Genomic DNA, 22478 nt, shown 5'->3' with positions numbered 1-22478 from the left:
GGCAACACATCCGGCCGCGAGGACACTGGGCACATGCAGGTGGGGTTGAGCGATCTCATCGTGGCGGGCCGGCCGAGGGCCGAGACGGTCACCCGGCTGAATTATCTGGGAGCGGCGGCGAGCCGGGTCGATTCCTTCTGGGTTCCCGATCACCTCAACGCGTTGTTCCCGAAGGCGCTGTGGCAGCCGCAGTACTGCGAGACGGCGAAGATCACCCCGTCCGTCGACGCCTACATGGAGCCGTGGACGATGCTGGGAAACCTGGCCGCGCGCAACAGGATCGGCCGGCTCCAACTCGGTGTCGCCGTCACCGACACCGGCCGGCGCAACCCCGCGGTGACGGCGCAGGCGGCCTGCACCCTCAATCTGCTCACGCGCGGAAGGGCGGTTCTGGGCATCGGCACGGGGGAGCGGGAGGGTAACGAACCCTACGGAGTCGACTGGTCCAGGCCGGTCGCGCGCTTCGAAGAGGCGATGGCCACCATCCGGGCGTTGTGGGACTCCAAAGGCGAACTGCTGAACCGCGATTCGCCGTACTTCCCGTTGCGCAACGCGGTGTTCGCGCTTCCGCCGTACCGCGGCAAATGGCCGCCGATATGGATCGCCGCGCACGGCCCGCGGATGTTGCGCGCGGTCGGCAAGTACGGCGACGGGTACTTCCCCGCGTTCCTCACCGAACCGCGGGAGTACGCGCTCCGTCTGGACGCGGTGCGCAGCGCGGCCTCCGACGCGGGCCGCGATCCGATGTCGATCGTGCCCGCGGTGGTGCTGGCGACGCTCACGGCCAGCACCAGCGACCTGCTCGATGAAGCGCTGGAGTCCGAGGTGGTCCGGGCCGGCGCGCTGAACATCCCGGACTCGGCGTTCGCTCAGCACGGCGCGACCCATCCGCTCGGGGCCGGATTCGGCGGCGCGCACGACATCATGCCCCAGGGCTGGGACGAACAGACCGCGTTGTCGTACGCCAAGGGCGTGCCGCCCGAGGTGGTCAAGCATCTGGGTTTGATCGGCACGCCGGACGAAATCGTCGAGAAGGCGGCGCAGTGGCGGGATTGCGGTGTACGCCACGTCGTTCTGCTCAACGTCACCTTCTTGCAGCGCAGCTTGCGGCGCAGCGTCGAGGCGTCGGTGCCGTTCTACAAGGTGGTGCGGATGCTCAAGCGACTGTAGCCGTTGACATATTGACACAAACGCATAGTCTTTGTGTCAACGTCGACGGCTGGAGGCGACATGGTCGGCGCCATACGACCGAGGGTGATGCGCGAGTTCCGCAAGCACAGCGGTAGCACGCTCGGCGGTTTCTTCGGTGCGGCCGCCTTCGACGAGGTGGCCCTGGTGCCGGTGGCCGCCGCCGTCGACAGGACCGGCCGGTTCGCCGCGAACTTCGCCGATCGTGGTGTCCGCAGCGGGTTTTCGGCCTTTCTGGCCATCTGGGGCGACGCCGAGGACCGGGTCGCCGAGTCCGAGCGGCTCAAGCTGCTGCATCGCGACGTACGCGGACGCGGCAGCGGTGACTTCGCCGACGTCCGCTACAGCGCGCTCGACCCGAAGCTGTGGAACTGGATCGCGGTCAGCGGCATCTTCCTGGTGCTGAATTCGTTCACGCCGTGCACCGGCATCACGCTCTCCGAGGCCGAACGTGACGCCGCTTATCTGCAACTGCTCGACGCCTTCCGGGGCCTTGAACTGCCCGGGAAGAACGCCAAACTGCCTGCCACCTACGCCGAGGCGGTGGCGTACTACGACGCGATGGTCGCCACCGAACTGCGCGCGAACCCGTTTCTGCAACGCGTGACCACCGACCTGACCCGGCTGCCGCTGCCGACGCTGTTGCTGCCGGCCCCGGTCCGGCGGGCGCTGACCCCGCCGTGGCTGCTGCTGCGGCCCGTCGCCGGACGCGTCGTGAAGGTGTGCTCGTTCGGGATCCTGCACCCGGGGATCCGCGAGATGACCGGTTTCGACTGGCAGGCCCGTCACGACCGGGAGTTCGATCTGTACTGCCGCCTGCTCCAGGTGGCGTGGCGGGTACTGCCCGACAAACTGCTGCTGATTCCGCTGGCCCGCAACAGGATCGAATACGAGAAGCTGGTCCGGCTGCACCGGTCCGTCGCGCTCGAGTCGTTCGCGCCTCCGCCCGGGTGTCCGGCGGGCTGAGCCGATGCGTCGCACCAATGCCAACCGGTCCGAACAGGAAGCCGCGATCCTCAAGGCCGCCGCCGAGGAGGTCGCGCTCGTCGGCGTCGGCCGGTTGAGCATGGACGTCGTCGCCCGCCAGGCCGGGGTGAGCCGCAGCACGCTGTACCGCCGGTATCCCAGCCGCGACGCGTTGATCACCGAACTCGGCAGGCAGACCTTCGATTTCGCGATGGCGCGGCTGCAGACCGTCGGCGGGGGCGCCGATCCGCAGGAGGCCGCGGTGGCCGCGTTCCGGGAGGGGGTCCGGCTGCTGACGGGCGAACCGGTCATGCGGCGGTTCCTGCAACTCGACGGCGACTTCACCGCCACGGTGGGGATGTACGACGAGGCGCGCGTGTTCCTGGTCAATGCGGCCATCGCGATGGCCAGGGCGCTGCGGGCCGCGGGCGCCACCATGGCCGACGACGACCTGCTCGCAGTGTCCGAGATGCACATCCGCCTCGCGGCGTCGTTGGTCCAGGTGAGCACCCCCGTCCTCGACGTCACCGACGACGATGCGGTGACCCGCTATGCGCGCACCCACCTCGCGCCGCTGGTCCGCTAGTACGTGCAGACGCCCACTTTTCCGGGCTGCGTGACGCCACGGCGGAAGTCGAGCCTTCTGGGCGCCGCAGCGTTACGCGCGGATGGGCGACCGCGCGGATGGCCTGATCTGTGGGATCCATGGCGTAGACGCCACGCATTGCGACCGACACACTGAACCCATGACGAGATCCGTGCTGATCGTCGGGTTCCCCGGCATCCAGGCGCTCGACCTCGTCGGCCCGTTCGAGGTGTTCACCGGCGCCACGCGATACCTCGCCGCCGAGGGCGCCGAGGGCTACCGGGTCGGTATCGGCTCGCTCGGCGGTCGGCCCGTCACCACCGGCACCGGCCTCTCGCTGGCCGCCGAACCCCTTCCGCGGCCGGACAGTCCGCTGGACACCCTCGTCCTGCCCGGTGGAGCCGGCACCGAGGATGCGCTCGCCGACACGGATCTCATCGGCTGGGTGCGCGCCGCCGCCCCACACGCCCGCCGTGTCGTCAGCGTCTGCACCGGCGCCTTCCTCGCCGCCGAGGCCGGTCTGCTGGACGGCTGTCCGGCGACCACCCACTGGGCCTTCGCCAAACGCCTCGCCGCCCGCTATCCCGCGGTCGCCGTCGACCCCGATCCGATCTTCGTGCGCAGTTCTCCCCGGGTGTGGACCGCGGCCGGGGTGACCGCGGGCATCGACCTCGCGCTGGCACTCGTCGAGGACGACCACGGCACCGAGGCCGCGCAGACCGTCGCCCGCTGGCTGGTCATGTACCTGCGCCGCCCCGGCGGGCAGACACAGTTCGCCGCGCCGGTGTGGACGCCACGCGCCAAACGCGCCCCGATCCGCGACGTTCAGGAGTCCGTCGAGGCCGAACCCGGTGCCGCGCACAGCATCACCGACCTGGCCCGGCGCGCGGCGATGAGCCCGCGTCACTTCACCCGGGTGTTCACCGCCGAGGTCGGCGAAACCCCCGGCGCCTACGTCGAACGCGTCCGCACCGAAGCCGCGCGCCGCCAACTCGAGGAGTGCGACGACACCGTCACCACGATCGCCGCCCGCTGTGGCTTCGGCACCGCGGAAACCATGCGCCGCACCTTCATCCGGAGGCTCGGCGTCTCACCCGACCACTACCGCAAGACGTTCACCGCCTGAGAGGACCGGCCATGCCCCAGATCGCGATCGTGCTCTATCCCGGCTTCACCGCACTCGACTTCATCGGCCCCTACGAGGTGTTGCGCAATCTGCCCGACACCGAGATCCGCTTCGTCTGGCACGAACCCGGACCCGTCACCGCCGACTCCGGCGTGCTGGTGGTCGGGGCCACCCACTCGTTCGACGAGACCCCCTCGCCGGACGTCCTGCTCGTACCGGGCGGCCCCACCTCCATGGAACATGCGCGCGACGAGAAGCTGCTCGCGTGGCTCCGCACCGCCGACGAGACCACCGAGTGGACGACGTCGGTGTGCACCGGATCGGTCGTCCTCGCCGCCGCGGGGCTGCTCGACGGCAGGCGCGCCACCTCGCACTGGATGGCCGTCCCGCTGCTCAAGACCTTCGGCGCCACCCCCGTCGGGGACGAACGCGTGGTGCGTGACGGCAAGGTCGTCACGGCCGCCGGCGTCTCGGCCGGCATCGACCTGGCCATGTGGCTGGCCGGGCAGATCGCGGGCGAGGACCACGCGAAGGCCACGCAACTCATCCTCGAGTACGACCCGCAGCCGCCGTTCGACTCCGGCCACGTGTCGAAGGCGTCGGCCGCCACGAAGGCCGCCGCCACCGCGGCGCTGGGCAAGGACACCTTCGTCACCCACCGCCAACTCGGGCCGTCGGCGAAGCTGCTGTGGGACACCGCACTGCAGTCCGTCCGCACGCGCAGGGGCCGCCGGAGGGCGTCTGCATAGGATCGCCGCATGGGCATACCCGAGGTGGACCCGACCGCAGGCTCGCCGATGCTGAAGGTCGGCGCACGGCTGCTGCGCCCCCGGCCGGTGCGCTATCTGGTTCGTCACATCGTGCCGCGGATCGACCCGCCGCTGCTGCGCCTCAGCCGCGGCCGGGTGTCCACGGCGATGGTCACCCCGGAGTTGTTGCTCACCTCGGTCGGCGCGAAGACCGGCGAACAGCGCGTCACACCGCTGACCTATTTCACCGACGACGGCAGGGTGATCGTCGTCGCCTCGAACTACGGCGGCCGCCGCCACCCCGCCTGGTACCACAACGTGCGCAAACAGCCGCGCGTCACGCTGACCGCGGGGGGCTACGAGGGCACCTTCCTCGGCGAGGAGGTCACCGGCGCCGAGCGCGACCGGCTGTGGGAGTTGGCGAAGAACTGGATCCCCAGCTACGCCGACTACGAGAAGCTGACGCAGGGCCGCACCATCCCGATCCTCGCGTTCACCGAGGTCGCCGAGTGATTTCGGTGTAGTTCGTTGCGCTGGGCGCGACCAACTACACCGAATTCGCCGTCGAGTAGCGTCGGGAGGCGTGAATCTCGCATACGACGATCGCGGCAGCGGCATCCCGGTGCTGTTCATCGCCGGTCGCGGCGGCGCCGGCCGCACCTGGCACCTGCACCAGGTCCCGGAGTTCGTGCGCAACGGCTACCGGGCCATCACCTTCGACAATCGCGGCGTGGGCGCCACCGAGAACGCCGAGGGCTTCGGCGTCGAGCAGATGGTCGCCGACACCGCCGCGCTGATCGAGAAACTGGGTGCGGCGCCGGTCCGGATCGTGGCGGTGTCGATGGGCTCCTTCATCGCCCAGGAACTCATGCTGGCCCGCCCGGAACTCGTCCGCTCCGCCGTGCTGATGGCCACCCGTGGCCGTCACGATCGTGCCCGCAACTTCTTCTCCGACGCCGAACGCGAACTGGTCGACGCCGGCGTCACGCTGCCGCCCCGGTACGACGCGAAAGTTCGTGTGCTGGAGAACTTCTCACCCAAGACGATCAACGACGACCGCGCGATCGGCGACTGGATCGAGATGTTCACCATGTGGCCGACCAAGTACACCCCGGGTCTGCGGACACAGGGGTCGGTCGGGCCGAAGGACAACCGCCTGCCCGCCTACCGCAGCATCCGCATCCCCACCCTGGTGATCGGGTTCGCCGACGACGTCCTGTTGCCCCCGCACCTGGGCAAGGAGGTCGCCGACGCGATGCCGCACGGGCGGTACCTGGAGATCGCCGATGCCGGCCACCTCGGCTTCATCGAACGGCCGCAGGAGGTCAACGCCGCGGCGCTGAAATTCTTCGCCGATATCCTGTAGCGATGAACCCCTCGACGGCACAGGCGCGTGTCGTCGTCGACGAACTCGTTCGCGGCGGCGTGCACGACGTCGTGCTCTGCCCGGGGTCGCGCAACGCGCCGCTGGCGTTCGCGCTGGCCGACGCCGACCGCGCGGGCCGGTTGCGGCTGCACGTCCGCATCGACGAGCGCACCGCCGGCTTCCTCGCGATCGGGTTGGCGGTCGCCGACCGGGCGCCGGTGTGCGTGGCGATGACGTCGGGCACCGCGGTCGCGAACCTGGGCCCCGCCGTCGTCGAGGCGAACTACGCGCGGGTGCCGCTGATCGTGCTCAGCGCCAACCGGCCCTACGAACTGCTCGGCACCGGTGCGAACCAGACCTTCGAGCAACTCGGCTACTTCGGCAGCCAGGTCCGCGCGAACATCAGCCTGGGTCTCGCGGAGGACAGCCCGGAGCGGATGGATGCGTTCAATGCACAGTGGCGGTCGGCGACGTGCCGGGTCGTGGTGGCGGCGACGGGCTCGCGCAGCGCCAACGCCGGACCCGTGCAGTTCGACATCCCGCTGCGCGAACCGCTGGTGCCCACGTTCGACGACGACGGCTCCTGCCCGCCGGGGCGCCCCGACGGCAAACCGTGGACCCACACCCCGCCGGTGACGTTCGACCAGCCGCTCGACATCGACCTGACCCCCGACACCGTGGTGATCGCCGGTCACGGCGCCGGTGTGCACCCCAACCTCGCCGACCTGCCCACCGTCGCCGAACCGACCGCACCGCCGGCCGCCAACCCGCTGCACCCCCTGGCGCTGCGGCTGCTGCGGCCCAAACAGGTCATCATGCTCGGCCGTCCGACACTGCACCGGCCGGTCTCCGCGCTGCTCGCCGACCCGTCGGTGCCGGTGTACGCGCTCACCACCGGGCCGCGCTGGCCCGACGTCAGCGGTAACTCGCAGGCCACCGGCACCCGCGCGGTCACCACCGGCGCCCCGGATCCGGCGTGGCTGCGCCGCTGTGCGGAGGTCAACGCCCACGCCGTCGCCGCGGTCCGCGGCCAGCTGAAGGCGCACCCGCTGACCACCGGCCTGCATGTCGCCGCCGCGGTGGCCGACGCCGTCCGCCCGGGTGATCAGCTGGTACTCGGCGCGAGCAACCCGGTGCGAGACGCCGCGCTGGTCGGGTTCACCCCGCACGGTGTGCAGGTGCGCTCCAACCGCGGGGTCGCCGGTATCGACGGCACGGTGTCGACGGCGATCGGCGCCGCGCTCGCCCACGACCGCACCGGCGGCCGCACGGTCGCGCTCATGGGAGATCTGACGTTCGTGCACGACAGTTCGGGACTGTTGATCGGGCCGACCGAGCCGACCCCGCGCGATTTGACGATCGTGGTGTCCAACGACAACGGCGGCGGCATCTTCGAACTGCTCGAACAGGGCGATCCGCGCTTCAGCGACGTGTCCTCGCGGGTGTTCGGCACCCCGCACGATGTCGACGTCGGCGCACTGTGCCGGGCCTATCACGTCGACAACCGCCAGATCGAGGTCGGTCAGCTCGCCGACGCGCTCGACGAACCGCACGAGGGGATGCGCGTGCTGGAGGTGAAAGCCGACAGGTCGTCGCTGCGCGCGCTGCACGCCTCGATCAAGGCCGCACTGTGACACTGGCGGAACGGGTGGCGACTGTCCGGCGCGTGGTCATCCCGCACCTGTGGGGCGACCAGGACGAGACCCGCGCCGAACGGGTCATCCGGCGGGTGCGGATCGGGATCATCCTGGCGGCCTGCCTGGTCACGCTGCAGTCGACGCTGATGGTCGTCGGCGCCTGGCGCAACGACCGCCAGATCGAACGCCACATGGGTGTGGCGGAGGCGACGGTGCTCAGCGCAGGCCCCCGCCGGTCGACCATCGAGTTCGTCACCCCCGACCGCGTCACCTACCGTCCCGAACTCGGCGTGCTGTATCCGTCGGAGCTGGAGACGGGGATGCGCATCTACGTCGAATACGACCGCAACGACCCGGATCTGGTCCGCGTGCGCGACCGCGACGCGTCGCTGGCGATCATCCCGGCCGGGTCGATCGCGGTCGTGGGGTGGCTGGTCGCCGGGGGTGCGCTGATCGGCCTGGCGGTGCTGCAGAAGCGCCTGGCCCGGGAGCCCGAAGCAGGCGAACCGGCGACGACGGGCTAGATCGTGGCGATGAGCTTCGACAGCCAGTCGTCGTCGTCGATGTCGAGCACTTCGTCGTTGACCAGGTCGTAGACCGTCGGGGTGCCGACCCCGTACACGTTGATCTCGGTGAGCAGTTCGACGTTGAGGTCGGACATGGCCTGGGTGTCGACGGCGTCGCCGCCGCGCCCCCACGGCCTGGACCCCGGGCGCGGGGATGCCGCTGTCCTGGGCCATGTCGGCCATGTCCGCATCGGTCGGTCCGGTGCCGCCGGGTTGCTGATGGGCCCACAGTTCCTCCACGAACGCCTGGAACGCCACCGCACGCGGTGACGCGTCGGCGGCGGCGAACATCGCGTTGCTCACCCGGGCCGAGTGGTCGCCGTTCTGGTCGAGGAACGTCACCGGCCGGTAGGTCACCGCCAACTGCCCGAGGCTGATGTAGCCGGCCATCTCGCGTCCGAACTCGGCCTGCAGGGTGGCGCAGTGCGGACACTGCGGTTCGGTGAACACCTCGATCTGCGCTGCGGCGTCGGGATCGCCGACGAGGATGCCGTAGCCGTCCTCGGTCACCGCCGCGCGCGGTTGGTCGGGGTCCTGGCGGGCGGTGCCGGTGACCTCGCGGGTGCAGCCGACGGTCAGACCAACAGTGCCGCCATGAGGACCCTCGCTGTGCGCACCGGCAAATTCCTTCCCTATGCACGTACCCGTCGACGTCCGCGCCGATTCGACGCGCCGTCAGCCCATGTGGGCGATATCGTCACCGTAATCGTTTGCCCGCTTGGCCGAGGGGGAGCCATCGGCGGATACCTCAAACCCGATGAACTGGTCGACCGACTCGCCGACCTCGCGCTGTACTACCGAGAGCTGTGTCGGCCGGTGCACCTCACCGCTTCGCCGGTCGGCGCTCCCGGGGTGGCGCCGAACGGCTTTCCCATCACGGCGGTCGCGCTGACCGACCGGACCGTGACGACGCCCAAGATCCCCGCGCTGTTCATCGGTGGCGCGCACGCCAGGGAGTGGGTTCCGCCCGACGCCCTCCTGCGCTTCGCGGAGAAACTGGCCGAGGCGAAGACGTTCGCCCGGGACATCGTCTATCCGCGGTTCGAGAGCGGCGGTGTGCCCTACGAGAATCCGGCCGACGACGCGCACGGTAAGGCGCCGTATGTCGTCGCGGCCGCGGATGTCGCGGCGATACTCCGACGGTTCGACGTCATCGTGCTTCCGCTGGTGAATCCCGACGGTCGATGGGTCTCGGTGACCGCTGCGAAGGGGGACGCCGAGAACCTCCTGTGGCGCAAGAACCGCCGCAGCGCGGTTGCCGGGCCATGCCGCGGTGTGGACATCAACCGGAACTACGACATCGCCTGGAACTACGAGAAGTACTACGACACCGCCGCGGCGACTCGCGTGAAGGCGTCCACGCAACCGTGTGCGGGCACGTTTCACGGGCCGAGCCCGCATTCCGAACCCGAGACCCGCAACGTGGCGACCCTGATCGACGCCGAGAAGGTGGAGGTCTTCGTCGACGTCCACATGAGCGGGCGCAGCGTCAGCTTCCCCTGGGGGATGGAGACCAACCAGAGCACCGAACGCACAAAGTCTTTCGGCAATGCCGCCTACGACCGGCAGCGTGACGGCGTCACCGCGACCGCGACACGCTACGGCGAGTTCGTCGACAACGATCTCAACAACCTGCTCGCCGAGCTCGGGCTGGCCATGGCCAAGGAGATCGTCGACTCGGCCGGTGCCTCGCCCGTCGCACGCCGGCGCTCGACCTATGCGGTGTCGCAGTCCGCCGGGATGCAGGGCGACGACGAGACCTACACGGGCGTCGCGGACGACTACGCCTTCAGCCGTCAGTTCGCCGCGGGAGTGACCCGACGCTGTGTCGCCTTCACCGTCGAATGCGGCCTGGCGAAGAGTCAGAACCCCGACAACCCCGACGAGGACGAGGGCGGTTTCCACCCGAGCTTCACCGACGTGTACCCCAAGATCGAGCGCGAGGTGCATGCCGCGTTGTTCGGTCTGCTCAAGCACGGCTCGTGGAGCACGTGGCATCACCCGTGATCACCTACATCGCGATCACCGGGTCGCCGTCCAGTCAGCGGCTGATGAATCAGCCGGGGCTCTACCTCGTCACCACCACACCGTCACCGTCCGGCGGCTGGATGATCCTGGCCTACGCCGACGGCGCGGCCCGAGACTGGCTCAGGCAGAACGGGTTCCGCTTCGAAACGCTCGAGGACCACGGCGCGAGCGAAGCCCGGTTCGCGGTGTCGGCCGCCCAGGTGCTCGGCGGTCCGCCGCTGCCGGATGCGGTTCGCAGCGAGATCGCGGTCGAACTGCTGCTGCGTGCGCTCGCCCACCTGCGGGGGCGGCTCAACCGGGTGGTGCTGGAGGTGATGCGGACGGCCGACGTGCTGGGCACTCAGCTGGGCGTCCCGGTCGACGACGCGGCCCATGACGCGGTGATCGCGGCGATCGACCGGTTCTCCACCTCGATCGACGCCGGATTCGAGCCGCGGGCACTCGATTTCACCCAGTCGGCGGCGGCCTCACTGGCCGAGGTCGTCAAGGCCGTCAAGGCTGCGGTGGGCCTCGACGGCCTGCGCACGATCGCGCGGCGCGTGCTGGACACCGGGTCGGTGGGCGGCGAATTCGCAGAGCTGCTCGGCCTGTCCGGCTCGCAGGTCACCATGGCGGCCGGCGATGCGTCGGCCGAGCTGAAGGTCACCGCCGTCGACGCATCGCTGCTCGGGGTCGTGGCGATCGGTGCCGTCACGCTCGCCGCCGACTTCCGCTACGGCGGTGCGCCGCAACTGGGATTGAGCCTGCGGCTGCAGGATGTCAGGTTGGCCGACCCGGTCACCGGTTCGCTGACCTCCGCGCTCGGGCTCGGCGACGTGAGCGGTACCGTCACGCTCCGCGTCGACACGGCAACCGGTTTCACCGTCAACGGGCGCGCCCGCGGTGAGCGCATCACGCTGGTGCCGCCCGCGTCGAAGGGCCCGGTCCGGATCACCAGCCTCGTGCTCGACGTGGTGCCCACCGGGAGCCGGCTCTTCGTCGCGTTGACGAGTTCGGTGCAGGGCTCCATCGGGTCACCGCTGACCCTCACCGCGAAGAACCTCGGCGTGCGGTTCGAGATCGACCCACTGGGCGACCGACCACTGCGCGAGGCGTCGACGACCTCGCCGGACGGATTCGGTGTCGCGCTCGACGCGGGTCCGGTCCGCGGCGGCGGCTTCCTCGAACGGGTGACGGTGCCCGGCCACCCCGACTGGACGCGGTACTCCGGAGCGCTGGCGCTGCGGATCGGGCCGGTCGCGGTCACCGGTTTCGCCGTACTCACCGACCGGCCCGACGGCTTCTCGTTCGCGGTGTCGGTCTCCGTGCAGATCGTCCCGCCCGTCGAACTCGGCCTGCTGTTCACCCTCAACGGTGTCGGCGGGATCATCGGCGCCAACGTGACCGCGGACACCAGGGCGCTGGCCGCCGGCGTCGGTGACGGCACGATCAGCAGGCTGTTGTTCCCCGACGACCCGGCCCGCGCCGCGCCGGCCATCCTCGACACGCTGGCGACGGTGTTCCCCGTGCACGAGGGCGGTTTCGTGGTCGGGCCCATGGTCAAGCTGGGGTGGGGCCGGCCCATCTCGTTCGTCACCGCCGAGGTGGCGCTGATCCTGTCCCTGCCGGATCCGAAAGTCCTCGTCCTCGGACGACTGCGCATCGCGGTACCCGCCGAGTTCGCCCCGATCATCGACCTCAAGGCCGAGATCTACGGGGAGTTCAGCGGCGACCGCGTCCTCATCCTCGCCGCGCTGGTCGATTCCCGAATCGGGTTCTTCTCCGTAGCAGGCGAATTCGGCATGCTGCTACGACTGGGCACCGACCCGACCTTCGTCCTGTCGGCGGGCGGCTTCCACCCCCGCTATCAACCGCCCGGCGAACTCGCCGGGTTGCGGCGCATCACGGCGGAGATCTCGCCACCGGCCTTTCATCTGCGGCTCGAGGCCTATGCCGCCGTCACCACCAACACCGTCCAGTTCGGCGGCGCGCTGGACGTCCGCTACGGGATCGACGGCACCGGTGTGTACGGCTCGGCGGCTCTCGATGCGCTGATCCAGTTCGAGCCGTTCGGTTTCCAGGCCGACCTGATGGCGGGCGTGGCGGTCCGGGTTCTCGACATCACGTTGCTCGCCGTCACCCTGCGCCTGCATCTGGAGGGTCCCGCCCCCTGGAAGGCATGGGGGACAGGCGAGGTCGAGCTGCCGTGGCCGCTGCCGGACATCTCGATCGACGTCGGACCGGTCACCTGGGGCAGCGAGCGTCCGGCGCCTGCGCCGGTGGTCTCGGCACGCGCGATGGTCATCGACGCGCTGCGCGAGCCGAAGGCGTGGAGCGCCACCGGCGCGGCCGCGCAATACGGTGTCGCGCTGGCGGCGGCGGACCCGGGGGCGGGCATCCTCGTCGACCCGTGGTCGCAGGTGTCCGTGACCCAGAGCGCGGTGCCGCTGGACGTCGACATCGTCCGGATCGGCGCGAGCCGTCTCGCCGAGGGTGAGCGGCGCGTGGTGGTGGGCCCGGCCACCGTCTCCCAGCAGTCGGCGCCGGGCTACACCGCGGAAACCACCACGCTCACCGGGGAATTCGCGCCCGGTCAGTACCTGGACCTGTCCGACGACGACGTGCTGCGCCGGCCTTCGTTCGAAGCCATGCCCGCCGGACTGCACGTCGACCTGCGCGACGCCGACGAGGTGCCCGGCGTGGTCTGGGTCCAGCCGCACTACGTCACCTCGTTCCCGCACCACGACACGGGCGGCTTTCTCGACTCGGTCGACGCGTCGGCGGTCACCGGGCTCGCGGTCGCGGCGACCGCCGCGGGCACCAGCGCCGCGCGCCCCCGCTACGACACGGCGGGCAGCGACCTTTCCATCGCCGGCCCGGCGCAGATGGTCGTGGTCTCCGCGGACACGCTGCAGGCGCTGTCCGGGGGACCGGCGACCGCGATGACGTTCACGCTCGCCGAGCAGGAACTCACCGCGCTCGGCGGCGGCGCCGTACAACTGATGGCGCTGGGCGGTGTCGGGTGACGGCTCCGAGGCCGGCCGGATCGCGCTACGCGTTCCTGCCCTACTACCGCACCGGCGCCGTGTCGGCGCTGCGGCAGGCCTTCCGCCCGACCGCCGCCGTCCGGGCCACCATGACGATATCGGTGGCCGTGCGGGCGCTTCCCGCCGATCAGGCCACCGCACAACCGTCCAGAGCCGACGTCACCGTCACCGTCCGGGGACCCGGCGACGTCGTGTCCGTCGATCCGAGCCAGATCATCCGCAGGCATCCCGCGCCCGGAACCGTCAACGCCGAACCCGGCGACCTCGCGCACGTCGAATTCGACCGCCCGGACCTGCCGTGGCAGTTCACCCCCACCGGACCCGGCGCCGACGGCAACCTGCCGCCGTGGCTGCGGCTGGTCGTCGTCGACGCGGCCGAGGCCGTGTTCACCGCGCGCAGCGCCGACCGATCGGCGACCGTCACCGTGCCTGCCGGCGAACTCCCGCCACCCGACGACGCCTGGGCGTGGGCGCATGCGCAGGTGCTGGGGTCCGATGTCGCGGGCGGCCTCGACGACGGCAGTCCCGCGCTGAACCTGTCGCGCCTGGTGTGTCCGCGCCGCCTCACCGAGGACAAGGAATGGATCGCCTGTCTGGTGCCGGTCTTCCGGGCCGGCCAGGAAGCCGGGCTGACCGGCACCGCCCAGACGGCGACGCTCGCGTATGCGTGGCGGACCGGCGATGCCCGGGTGGTGCTGCCGGTCTACGACTCGTGGACCTTCCGCACCGGACGCGACGGCGACTTCGCCACGCTGGCCGGCCGCCTCCGTCCACCCGACGCCGACTCCCGCGTCGATGTCGGGATCAGACACGTCGACACCGGACGGCCGGGTCACGGAATCGCCGCCGTCGCGGCGGGCGAGGCGGGTCGCACCCGGGCCGTCCGCGGCGCGCTCGTCGCCGTGGACGATCCGCTCACCGATGGCAAGAAGTGGCCCGCGGCCACCACCGCCGAACTGAGACGGCAGCTCGAAGCCGTCGCCGCCTACCGCTACGGTGCGGCCGCTCCCGAGAAACCGACCGTCGGGCCGCCGCTCTACGGCGGTGCCCACATCGCGCGCGGCGACGTCTCCGAAGCCGCGCCGGGCTGGTTCCGCACCCTCAACCTCGACCCCGCGGATCGGCTCGTGGCCGGTCTCGGCACCCGCGTGGTGCAGATGGATCAAGAGGACCTGATGGCGTCGGCCTGGACGCAGGTCGGCGGTGTGCTCGCCACCAACCAGGCGCTGCGGCTGGCGCAGCTGGGCCGCTACGTCAGCGAATCGCTGCACAAGCGGCTCGACAAGCTCGACGGGTCGAGTCTGCTCACGGTGACCAACCCCGTCACCGGCCGGCTGCCGGACCCGTCCTTCGGCACCGTCCGGGCGCGGCTGGCCGCCAGCGTGCTGCCGCTGGCGGCGATCGGCCAACTGCGCCGCTTCGCCGCGCCGCGCGGGTCCGCGACCAGGTTCGCCGGCACCTCGGCCGCCCGCTCCACCGCGGTGCGCCGGATGCTGACCGACGACGCCGGCCGTACCCGCAGCTGGGTGCGCCCGCTGGGCGACGTGCTGGGCTCTCCCAGCCCGGCCGTGCTCGCGGCCGTGGCCGCCGAGATCGACTTCGACGCCGACTCCCTGATCGCGCTGAGCACGCCGGACCTGCGGGTGGCGGCCGACGGTGGTGCGGCGCTGCGTGAGCGCGCCGCGCCCGCAGGCGAATTCGCCGCCAGAGTGCTCGGGGCCAGCCTCGAACAACTGTTGGCGGAGCTGCCCGAACCCGGTGAGGGCACCGGCGATGTCGACGACGTGGACGACGTGCGGCCGAGGATCACCGAACTCCTGCAGACGGCGCTGAGCCTGCGCGTCACCGAGTGTTTCGTCACGGCCGACTCGGCGCGCAGGGTGAGGGCCACCGTACGCACCGACGCGCGCGGACGCCCGGCGGTGCGCACCTCGGAGCTCATCGACAGGTGGCCCGAGCCGGTGACGGTCGACCGGTCCGTCGCTGCCGTCCCGAGCCCGGCAGCATGGCGGCGCGACGTCGACAGGATGTTCGCGGCCGCCGCCACGCCGGTGGTCACGGTGGAGAACGCCCGCCCCACCTTCGCGGTGTCCGCGCTGAAACTCGTTCCGGCGCTGAGTCCCTCGGTGTCCGCGACCCGCCGGGTGCTGGGCCGGTTGCCGCGTCTGGTGGACTGGCCGGAATGGCTGCCGCCGGACTGGTTCGACGACCGCCGCGTCGAACCGGTGCTCGCCGGCCCGAAATTCGACCACCCGATGTACGAGGCGCTGCACCGGTACGACCCGGAGTGGCTGATGCCCGGCGTCGCCGACATCCAGCCGGCGGAGCTGGTGACGGTGCTGCAGACCAACCGCCGCTTCGTCGAGGCATTCCTCGTCGGGTGCAACACCGAGTTCGCCTCTGAACTGGTGTGGCGGGGCTATCCGACCGACGGCCGGGCGACGTCGTTCCGGTCGTTCTGGACGGCGGCCGACGAGTTGACCCAGCCGGTGCACCGCTTCGATCCACAGGCGCCGCTCGGTGGACACCTGCGCGACGACGTGGCCAACGCCCTGGTCGTCGTCGTCCGCGGAGAGGTGGTGCGCCGGTATCCGACGATGCTGGCCGCCCTGGTCACCCAGCGCGGCCAGGGTGATCCGCCGCCCGGATTCAACCCGCAGGGCGCCGCGACACCCCTGTTCCGACTGCAGCTGAACCCCGACATCCTGCTGCTGGGCTTCAGCCTGCCGGGTGCGCCACCGAAACCCGCGCAGCGGCTTCAGGATCCGCCGCCCGGCAAACCGATGTCGTGGTGGTTCACCCTCAGCGAGCACGTCGGCGAACCCCGCTTCGGGCTGCTCGAAGGCGATGGGCGCCCCTCGACGGCGACCGCCTGGGACCGGGACGGACTCACCTGGGACGACCTGGACCCGAAGAACACCGGATTCCTGGCCGCGAAGGCGCCACCGGTGCCCGTCGACGGCGCGATGATGCGCGCCGACAGTGCCCGGTTCGCGTGGTTGCTGTTCCGTCACCCCGAACGCGCAGCGTTCGCCGCCCGCGACATCCTGATCGCCAACCGGATGCGACGGCAACCATGAGCGACCGCTACGAGTGGGCACACGTCGATCCCGGCACCCCGCTGCTCCTGCTGCCCATCCGGATCGAGACCCGGCTGAGTGCGAACCGCACCCAGCTGAAGGTGCGGATCTATCCCGACGACATCCATGTCGACCGGCTCGGTCGCGGTCTGTCGGCCGCGGAACAGGCTGCCGGCGCGCGGTATTGGCGACGTCGCTGGACCGAGGGCGACGACGCCCCGGCATCGGACCGGTGGCAGAAGCTGGTCGCCGAGGTCGGTCCCCATCGCGCCGGGTGGGTCGCGGCGCTCTACCTGCCGACGAACTACGGGGCGACCACCGGCCAGCCGATCTTCCCCAGCCTCGCCCCGCAGGCGGTTGCCGACCGGGTGCGTGCGGCGCTGATGCCCGAGCGGTTCTGGGTGCTCGTCCACCAGCCCGAGGTGAAGGTCAAGGCCGGCGCACGCATCGAGCGGGCGCCCGCGCTGGGGCCTGCGCCCAACACCGACGGTGCGGCGCCTGCCGCCGCAGGCACACTGTCCGGAGCCGCCAACGCGCTGACGGGAAGCGCCGGTGCACAACAGGATCCGGAACTGAAGTGGCTCACCGACTACGACGCGGCCGTCCGCGCCGGAATGGCCGTGACCGTCGACATCTCACCGCCGTCGCCCCCGCTGATGCCGCCGGTGCAGGTCGTCGGGGTCAGCATGCAGCCACCGGAGGCGGCCGCCGCGGAGTTCTGCCGACTGCTGCGGGTGCACGCCCACAGCGACGGATTCGACTTCCTGCCCACCGGCGCGATCACCAACAACACCGCCGACCACCGCACGACGTGGCGCCGTCCGGACGGCTTTCCCGCCGAGCCCCGGTTCCGGCCTGCGCCGTCGTCTGCGCGTCCGGTGACCAGCGGCATCACCCTGGTCGGCGGCGAGGAGAAAACCGTCGGCGAACCGATTCTCTTCCTCGAACCCCAACCGCCCGAGCACGCGTCGTTCCCGCCGGCGGTGACGCCGGCCGGTGCACTCGGCCGTGCCCTCGGCGTGGATGTCTCGGCGCTCGCGTCGCTCGACGAACCGGACCGGCCCGAACAGGACTGGGCCGGCGCACTGAACACCGCGCTGTGGCCGGTCACGTGGGCGCCGCTGTTCGACCGCATCATGACCCCGACTCTGAAGGGCAGCGCATTCCCGGAGTGGGCTCGTCGCGAGCTCAGAGACCACGACATCCGGTACGTCCGGGGCCGGGGGCCGCTGCCGGCGATCCGGGTGGGCCGCCAACCGTACGGCATCCTCCCGGTGTCGAACTTCGCCGTGATCAACAACGATCCGCCGACCTGGAAACCGGACCCCGACGACCCCGTCGACGTCACACTGTCGAAGGTCGTGCCCGCGGTGCGCACACTCTGGGCGGCGCAACAATTCCAGGTTCCCACCGTGTCGAGTGGACAGCTCGACCGGGACCTGCCGCGGATCCTGGCCATGCAGCCGACGTCGAGGGCGCTGCGCGTTCGTCATGTGCTGGTCGGCGAGGTGGATGCGATGCCGTTCATCCCGGACGTCCTCGAGCCGCCGAAGAAGAAGGCGTTGCGGGATCTGATGGCCAAGGTGGCGCAGTGGACGGGCTACCGGTTCGAGGACTTCCGGGTGCCGGAGTTGGTGTCCGACAACGCCAGGATGCTGCGACTTCCCCTCGCCCACGACAGCGATCCGCAAGCGTGCGCCGACATGCTCGACGGTCACGCCATCGTCGAACCCGCCAGCGTGCTGCAGGCCCTGCTCGCGCTGTCGCTGTCGACCGCGCAGTTCGCCGTGGACAAGATCCAGGCGCGCCGTCTGGCGCTGTTCCGGGCGGTCGGGCGCGCATGGCCGCAGACGCGTGCGCTCGAGGAGACCACGCGCGTGCTCGACGACGTGCTGGACCCGTACCGCATCGACGAACCACTCACCGCGGCGTGGGCGCGGTTCGTGGCCGAACAGGCCGAGAGATCCAATCCCTGGGAGTATCACTTCGACCCCGACCCCCGGGCCAACGTGTTCGACCCGGTCGCCTTCGCGGTCCGCCATCCCGGGAGTACGAAGCACCCCATCGATCTCATCGGTGTCGCGGGTTCCGGGGTCACCGTGGGCAAGGCGCTCAGCGGTGCGATGCGTGCGGTGCTGCAGCTGGTGGAGATCCGGCGCGCGGTCCGCACGATCGGCGGTGTCGCCGAGACCGTCGACCGCACCCTGCTCACGGCCGAGACGATCGACTGCGCGTCCTACCGGGTGGATGCCTGGCAGACCTCGCGCGCCACCCGGCGGTTGGACAGGATCCGCGCGGACGGGGGCCGCGGTGTGGCGGTCGGGGTGTACGGCTGGGTGTACGGAATCGACGTCGAGCATGCGCCCGGCGCCGCCGGGGACGGGGGATACATCCTCGCGCCGAGCCTGGCGCACTCGGCGACGGCCGCGGTGCTGCGCGGTGCCGCACTCACCCACGACCCGGACGGAACGGGCAAGGGGCCGTTGAACATCGACCTGTCGAGCACCAGGGTGCGCGAGGCGTTGACGGTGCTCGACGGCGTCCGGGCCGGACAACCCCTGGGCGCACTGCTGGGCTACCGGCTCGAACGCTGGCTGCACGACGACGACCGGCCGCTGGACCGCTTCATCTACTCGCTGCGCTCTATCGCCCCCCTCGTGGCGGCCAAGGACACCAACCGGACGACGGGTATCGCCGATCCCGGTCTCGAGGTGGCCAGCGTGAACGACGTCGTCGACGGCGTCCGGCTCCTCGAACTGTGTACCTCCGATGAACGCCCGGTGCGCGACGCGCTCAGGAATCCGCCTGCGGCGTACCGGAAGTACCTTCAGGGCTTCCCGGCCGTGGCGGAGTCCGACCTGGATCTGGTCCTCAAGTATGTGAAACGGCTGCGCAGTCTGCACGATGCGATCGCCGACGTATTGCTGTCCGAATCGGTACACCAGTTGCTGCGCGGGTCGCCGACGCGCGCCGCCGCGGCGGCAGACGTACTGGCCGGTGACGGCACCCCACCGCCGATCGAGGTGACCGCCAACCCGACCGAAGGTTCGGTCGTCATGCACCGGGTCCTGGCGTTGCTGCCCGCGGCCGGCGGTCTGTCGAACTTCTGGGCGCAGACCCCGCGGGCCCGCATGCACCCGCACGTCGAGATGTGGGCGCAGACGGTGCTCGGCGGAGCCCGTGCCATCACGTTGAGTGCGTCGCTGACGATGAGTCATTCAGGGTGGAGCGCACTGGATTTCGTCGTCCTCGCCGGCGGCGTCACCCGTCCGCAGGAACTCTGGGAGCGGCTGACGCAGCGCGTCGCGGGGCTGGCGGCCGAGCCGACGGCGGCGTTCACCGAAGCGTGGGTGCTGGCCGCCGCCGCCTTCCGGCTGCTGAGCGGGGCCCGTACGGGGACACCCGACGACCTGCGCCGACCCAGTGACGCGGGCCGGGACCTCGGCAAGCGGCGCCGGATGGACCTGCTCGGGGTGCGGAACCGCCTCCAGGGCGCCCACGACGACCTCGAGGCCGTACTGCGCCTGCCCGACGCCGACGCGCTGATCGACGCGCTCGCCTGTCACTTCGGACGCAATCACCCCGATGTCGCGGCGGGCGGGCAGACCGCCGTCGTCGCCGAGAATCAGGCGCGGCTCGCGGCCTTCCGCGAGGCCATGGCGTCCTTCACCGCCACCCCGCCGACCGCCGAAGCCGACGCCCTCACCGCGCTCACCGAGATGGCGGCACTGCTGTTCGACGACCGTATGCCGGTCGTCCCGGAACTCATTGCGCCCGTGCGAGATCCGTTCCTCGCCGCCCTGCGTGCCGGGCTGTCGGACGCCGGCCACTCCGCCGCGGTCGACGAGTGGCTGCACCGCTGCGCGACCGTCCGAGGCGACCTGTCCCGCTACACGGAGCTCCGGGTGCTCGCCGACATGGTCGGCCGGCCCCGCCCCATGCGCGCCTGGCAGCTGCCCTCGGACGCACTGCAGACGTGGATCGGCGCCCCGTTCCCCGGCAAGCCTCCCGAGCAGCCGGTCACCGGCTTCGTCGTCGACGGTCTCTTGCCGCCACGCGACGACGACCCCGTCGCACTGCTGGTCTTCGACGCCTGGAGCGAGGTCGTCCCGCGGGCCTCCGGCCGGCACACGCTCGGCCTGGCCGTCAATGCCAACGGGCCCAATGCCCGTGCGCCGCAGGCGTTGCTGCTCGCGGTGAACCCGGACACCCAGCCGTGGAGCCCGGAGAAGGTGGGCGACATCCTCTTCGACGTCGTGATGTCGGCCCGCCAGCGGGCGCTCACCTTGGAAGAGGTGTCACTGGCCGGTCGCATCGTGCCCGCCACGTCGCTGGCCGACTACTCCCTGCAGGGTGAGCCGTCGCTCGACATCGGTGCGCTCGTCGACGAGGGTTTCGACATCGGCGAGGTGCTGTCACACATCGGCGACGAGGACGGACCATGACCGACCCGATCATCGGTTTCTTCCCGCCGGCGTCCCACACCCGCCTCGAGCCGCTGAGCCGTTCGGGCAATCCGGCGGCCGCGCTGTCGGCGGCGGTGGCCGATCCGCTGTGGATGTTGATGCGGCAGTACCAGTTCGGCGAGTTCGTCGGAGAGGACGCCGGGACACCGGTGAGCGTGCAGGTGCAGACGACGTCCGCCGCGGTGCACTCGTGGGGGCCGTCGGCGGGCCTCACGTTCCCCGTCGGCCCCGATCCGGTGGACTCCGTCGTCGAGCGGGAACCGGCGGGGGACCGGGACTACCTGACCCGGGCCCGGCTCGGGTTCGACCTGATCAAGCGGCTGCGCACCGCCGGGCTGGGTGCGGTGGCCGACGGGCTGCCCAGGCTCGCCCCACTCGACGCACCACCCGGGGCGCCCGCGGCGGCGGTCGCCCCGCTGCTGACGTCGCGATCGGCGGACCCGGACGCGTTGTACCGGGCTCTGCAGGCCGCCGGGCCCACCGGAATCCCGATCCTGTGGGGTGTCAGACCGGGGCAGGAGGCGACGTTTCGCGGGGTGGTCGCCGACTGGAAGGCCGTCTACACGGCGGCCACGCCGAGCCCGCCGTCGTCGACCTGGAACGGGCCGCGGCTCGAGTACAGCTACCGGCTCGAGGTGCAGTCGGGCGCCGTCGGCACCACACTGACCGCGAAGGAGGCCACCAGCGGCCGCGGGCAGTGGTGGTCGTTCGACGCCTCCACGGGCGCGGTCGGGTTCGCCCCGACGCCCGGCACGACGACGCACACGGCGGCCGCCACACCGCTGCGCTACCCGGGGATGCCGGCGGACAGGTTCTGGGAGTTCGAGGATGCGAAGGTCAACCTCGGCGCGCTCGAGGTGCAACCGCACGACCTGGCGCGGCTGCTGGTGGCCGAATGCGCACTGATCTTCGGCTGCGACTGGCTCAACATCCCGATCGACGCCGACGGTTCCTCGCTCGTCACCGTCAAGTCCGTGCATTACCGCACCACCTTCGGTGAGACGTTCACGGTGCCGCCCTCACGGATCGGCAACCCGACTGCGCCATGGCGGATGTTCGCCGTGTCCGCGGCCGGTTCAGAAACCGCAGTGATCGACGGGCTGGTGACGCCGCCGGTGAGCGCGCCGCCGGTGGAGGGACCGCCGCTGGAGGAGGTGTTCTTCCTGCGCGACGAGTCGGCGAATCTGGTGTGGGCGGTGGAACGCATCGTGCCCGACGGCCTGGGTCGCGGTATGCCGCGCGGCGCCGCACGGGTCGACGCCGCCGCCCCCGCTGACGTCGCCGCCGACACCGAGTTGCGGTATCTGCTCGCGACGTCGGTGCCCGCCTGGTGGGTGCCCTATGTGCCGCGGCTGATGCGCACGCCGCAGCTCGACGGGCTGGGGGACCGGGTGGCCATGCGGCTGGTCCAGGGACGATTGGACTGCGACGCCTCGGCGGCCACCGACATCTGGGGCCGGCTCTTGGCCGAGGACCGGCACAGCGTGCTGTTCGACGCGGAGGTGCCTCGCGAAGGAGTGCGGGTGCAACGGGTGCCCGTGCTGGCGCGACGACCCGACGGCACGTACGTCAGCTGGATCGCCAGGCGGGTCAGCGTCGGGCGGGGTGAAGGCCGTAGCGGGCTGGCCTTCGACTCCGCGGTGCCGCACGAGCGAGGCCGCACGTGATCTTCGTGTCGCGTATCCCGGGACGCA

At 71.0% G+C, this 22478-nt stretch carries 16 protein-coding genes and 1 pseudogene; 15 read left to right on the top strand and 2 right to left on the bottom strand.

The genetic code is table 11. The annotated features are described in order from the left end of the window. Positions 1-33 precede the first annotated feature (33 nt). From AU196_RS13645 to AU196_RS13605, 9 genes are all read left to right on the top strand, one after another. Positions 34-1170, top strand: coding sequence for an LLM class flavin-dependent oxidoreductase (locus AU196_RS13645; protein ID WP_059095613.1), 1137 nt, complete (start codon positions 34-36; stop codon positions 1168-1170). 60 nt (positions 1171-1230) lie between these two features. Beyond that, positions 1231-2154, top strand: a complete 924-nt coding sequence (locus AU196_RS13640; RefSeq protein WP_059095612.1) for an oxygenase MpaB family protein — start codon at positions 1231-1233, stop codon at positions 2152-2154. 4 nt (positions 2155-2158) lie between these two features. Next, on the top strand, positions 2159-2740 hold the full coding sequence (locus tag AU196_RS13635; protein WP_059095611.1) for a TetR/AcrR family transcriptional regulator: 582 nt from the start codon (positions 2159-2161) through the stop codon (positions 2738-2740). A gap of 160 nt (positions 2741-2900) precedes the next feature. Beyond that, complete coding sequence (locus tag AU196_RS13630) at positions 2901-3866, top strand: GlxA family transcriptional regulator (RefSeq protein WP_059095610.1); 966 nt, start codon at positions 2901-2903, stop codon at positions 3864-3866. A gap of 11 nt (positions 3867-3877) precedes the next feature. Next, positions 3878-4615: a DJ-1/PfpI family protein gene (locus AU196_RS13625; RefSeq protein WP_059095609.1), complete on the top strand. Its 738-nt coding sequence runs from the start codon at positions 3878-3880 to the stop codon at positions 4613-4615. Between the two features lie 9 nt (positions 4616-4624). Further along, complete coding sequence (locus AU196_RS13620; protein WP_059095608.1) at positions 4625-5128, top strand: nitroreductase/quinone reductase family protein; 504 nt, start codon at positions 4625-4627, stop codon at positions 5126-5128. 70 nt (positions 5129-5198) lie between these two features. Continuing rightward, positions 5199-5981 carry an alpha/beta fold hydrolase gene (locus AU196_RS13615; RefSeq protein ID WP_059095607.1) on the top strand — a complete coding sequence of 261 codons (783 nt, stop codon included), beginning with the start codon at positions 5199-5201 and terminating at the stop codon, positions 5979-5981. Between the two features lie 2 nt (positions 5982-5983). Then, positions 5984-7615 (top strand): 2-succinyl-5-enolpyruvyl-6-hydroxy-3-cyclohexene-1-carboxylic-acid synthase, encoded by a 1632-nt coding sequence (gene menD / locus AU196_RS13610; RefSeq protein ID WP_059095606.1) that lies wholly within the window; start codon positions 5984-5986, stop codon positions 7613-7615. After that, positions 7612-8142: a DUF3592 domain-containing protein gene (locus AU196_RS13605; protein ID WP_059095605.1), complete on the top strand. Its 531-nt coding sequence runs from the start codon at positions 7612-7614 to the stop codon at positions 8140-8142. The genes menD and AU196_RS13605 overlap by 4 nt, the downstream gene beginning before the upstream one ends. Here the strand turns inward: AU196_RS13605 and AU196_RS26360 are convergent. Further along, positions 8139-8279 carry a hypothetical protein gene (locus AU196_RS26360; protein ID WP_353647249.1) on the bottom strand — a complete coding sequence of 47 codons (141 nt, stop codon included), beginning with the start codon at positions 8277-8279 and terminating at the stop codon, positions 8139-8141. The two genes, AU196_RS13605 and AU196_RS26360, sit on opposite strands and share 4 nt — an antisense overlap. Between AU196_RS26360 and AU196_RS26355 the strand changes: the two genes are divergently transcribed. Beyond that, a complete protein-coding gene (locus AU196_RS26355; protein ID WP_353647248.1) occupies positions 8278-8454 on the top strand; it encodes a hypothetical protein in 177 nt (58 codons plus the stop codon). The genes AU196_RS26360 and AU196_RS26355 overlap by 2 nt on opposite strands. On the opposite strand, the pseudogene AU196_RS26350 reads toward AU196_RS26355, so the two are convergent. After that, positions 8440-8634: pseudogene (locus tag AU196_RS26350) on the bottom strand (DsbA family protein); the annotation flags it as partial. The gene AU196_RS26355 and the pseudogene AU196_RS26350 overlap by 15 nt on opposite strands. On the opposite strand from AU196_RS26350, the gene AU196_RS13595 reads away from it, so the two are divergent. Genes AU196_RS13595 through AU196_RS13575 form a run of 5 tightly spaced genes read left to right on the top strand, consistent with a single transcriptional unit; the run spans position 8608 to position 22451 of the window. Then, positions 8608-10191 (top strand): M14 family zinc carboxypeptidase, encoded by a 1584-nt coding sequence (locus AU196_RS13595; protein ID WP_353647247.1) that lies wholly within the window; start codon positions 8608-8610, stop codon positions 10189-10191. The pseudogene AU196_RS26350 and the gene AU196_RS13595 overlap by 27 nt on opposite strands. Then, positions 10176-13217, top strand: coding sequence for a DUF6603 domain-containing protein (locus AU196_RS13590; protein WP_231737562.1), 3042 nt, complete (start codon positions 10176-10178; stop codon positions 13215-13217). Before AU196_RS13595 ends, AU196_RS13590 begins: the two co-directional genes overlap by 16 nt. After that, positions 13214-16318 (top strand): hypothetical protein, encoded by a 3105-nt coding sequence (locus AU196_RS13585; protein WP_059095604.1) that lies wholly within the window; start codon positions 13214-13216, stop codon positions 16316-16318. The genes AU196_RS13590 and AU196_RS13585 overlap by 4 nt, the downstream gene beginning before the upstream one ends. Next, positions 16315-20763 (top strand): hypothetical protein, encoded by a 4449-nt coding sequence (locus AU196_RS13580; protein WP_059095603.1) that lies wholly within the window; start codon positions 16315-16317, stop codon positions 20761-20763. Before AU196_RS13585 ends, AU196_RS13580 begins: the two co-directional genes overlap by 4 nt. Then, positions 20760-22451, top strand: a complete 1692-nt coding sequence (locus tag AU196_RS13575) for a hypothetical protein (protein ID WP_059095602.1) — start codon at positions 20760-20762, stop codon at positions 22449-22451. Before AU196_RS13580 ends, AU196_RS13575 begins: the two co-directional genes overlap by 4 nt. The last annotated feature ends 27 nt before the right edge of the window (positions 22452-22478 follow it).

This window comes from Mycobacterium sp. IS-1742 (genome assembly GCF_001500125.1).
In the GTDB taxonomy this organism is placed as follows: Bacteria; Actinomycetota; Actinomycetes; order Mycobacteriales; family Mycobacteriaceae; genus Mycobacterium.
This window is presented reverse-complemented; position numbering and strand designations above follow the sequence as displayed.

Bases quoted from the DNA above. Each gene is read 5' to 3' on its own strand.
- AU196_RS13645 (WP_059095613.1), top strand. From the start codon at position 34: ATGCAGGTGGGGTTGAGCGATCTCATCGTGGCGGGCCGGCCGAGGGCC.
- AU196_RS13640 (WP_059095612.1), top strand. From the start codon at position 1,231: ATGGTCGGCGCCATACGACCGAGGGTGATGCGCGAGTTCCGCAAGCAC.
- AU196_RS13635 (WP_059095611.1), top strand. From the start codon at position 2,159: ATGCGTCGCACCAATGCCAACCGGTCCGAACAGGAAGCCGCGATCCTC.
- AU196_RS13630 (WP_059095610.1), top strand. From the start codon at position 2,901: ATGACGAGATCCGTGCTGATCGTCGGGTTCCCCGGCATCCAGGCGCTC.
- AU196_RS13625 (WP_059095609.1), top strand. From the start codon at position 3,878: ATGCCCCAGATCGCGATCGTGCTCTATCCCGGCTTCACCGCACTCGAC.
- AU196_RS13620 (WP_059095608.1), top strand. From the start codon at position 4,625: ATGGGCATACCCGAGGTGGACCCGACCGCAGGCTCGCCGATGCTGAAG.
- menD (WP_059095606.1), top strand. From the start codon at position 5,984: ATGAACCCCTCGACGGCACAGGCGCGTGTCGTCGTCGACGAACTCGTT.
- AU196_RS26355 (WP_353647248.1), top strand. From the start codon at position 8,278: ATGGCCTGGGTGTCGACGGCGTCGCCGCCGCGCCCCCACGGCCTGGAC.
- AU196_RS26360 (WP_353647249.1), bottom strand. From the start codon at position 8,279: ATGTCCGACCTCAACGTCGAACTGCTCACCGAGATCAACGTGTACGGG.
- AU196_RS13580 (WP_059095603.1), top strand. From the start codon at position 16,315: ATGAGCGACCGCTACGAGTGGGCACACGTCGATCCCGGCACCCCGCTG.
- AU196_RS13575 (WP_059095602.1), top strand. From the start codon at position 20,760: ATGACCGACCCGATCATCGGTTTCTTCCCGCCGGCGTCCCACACCCGC.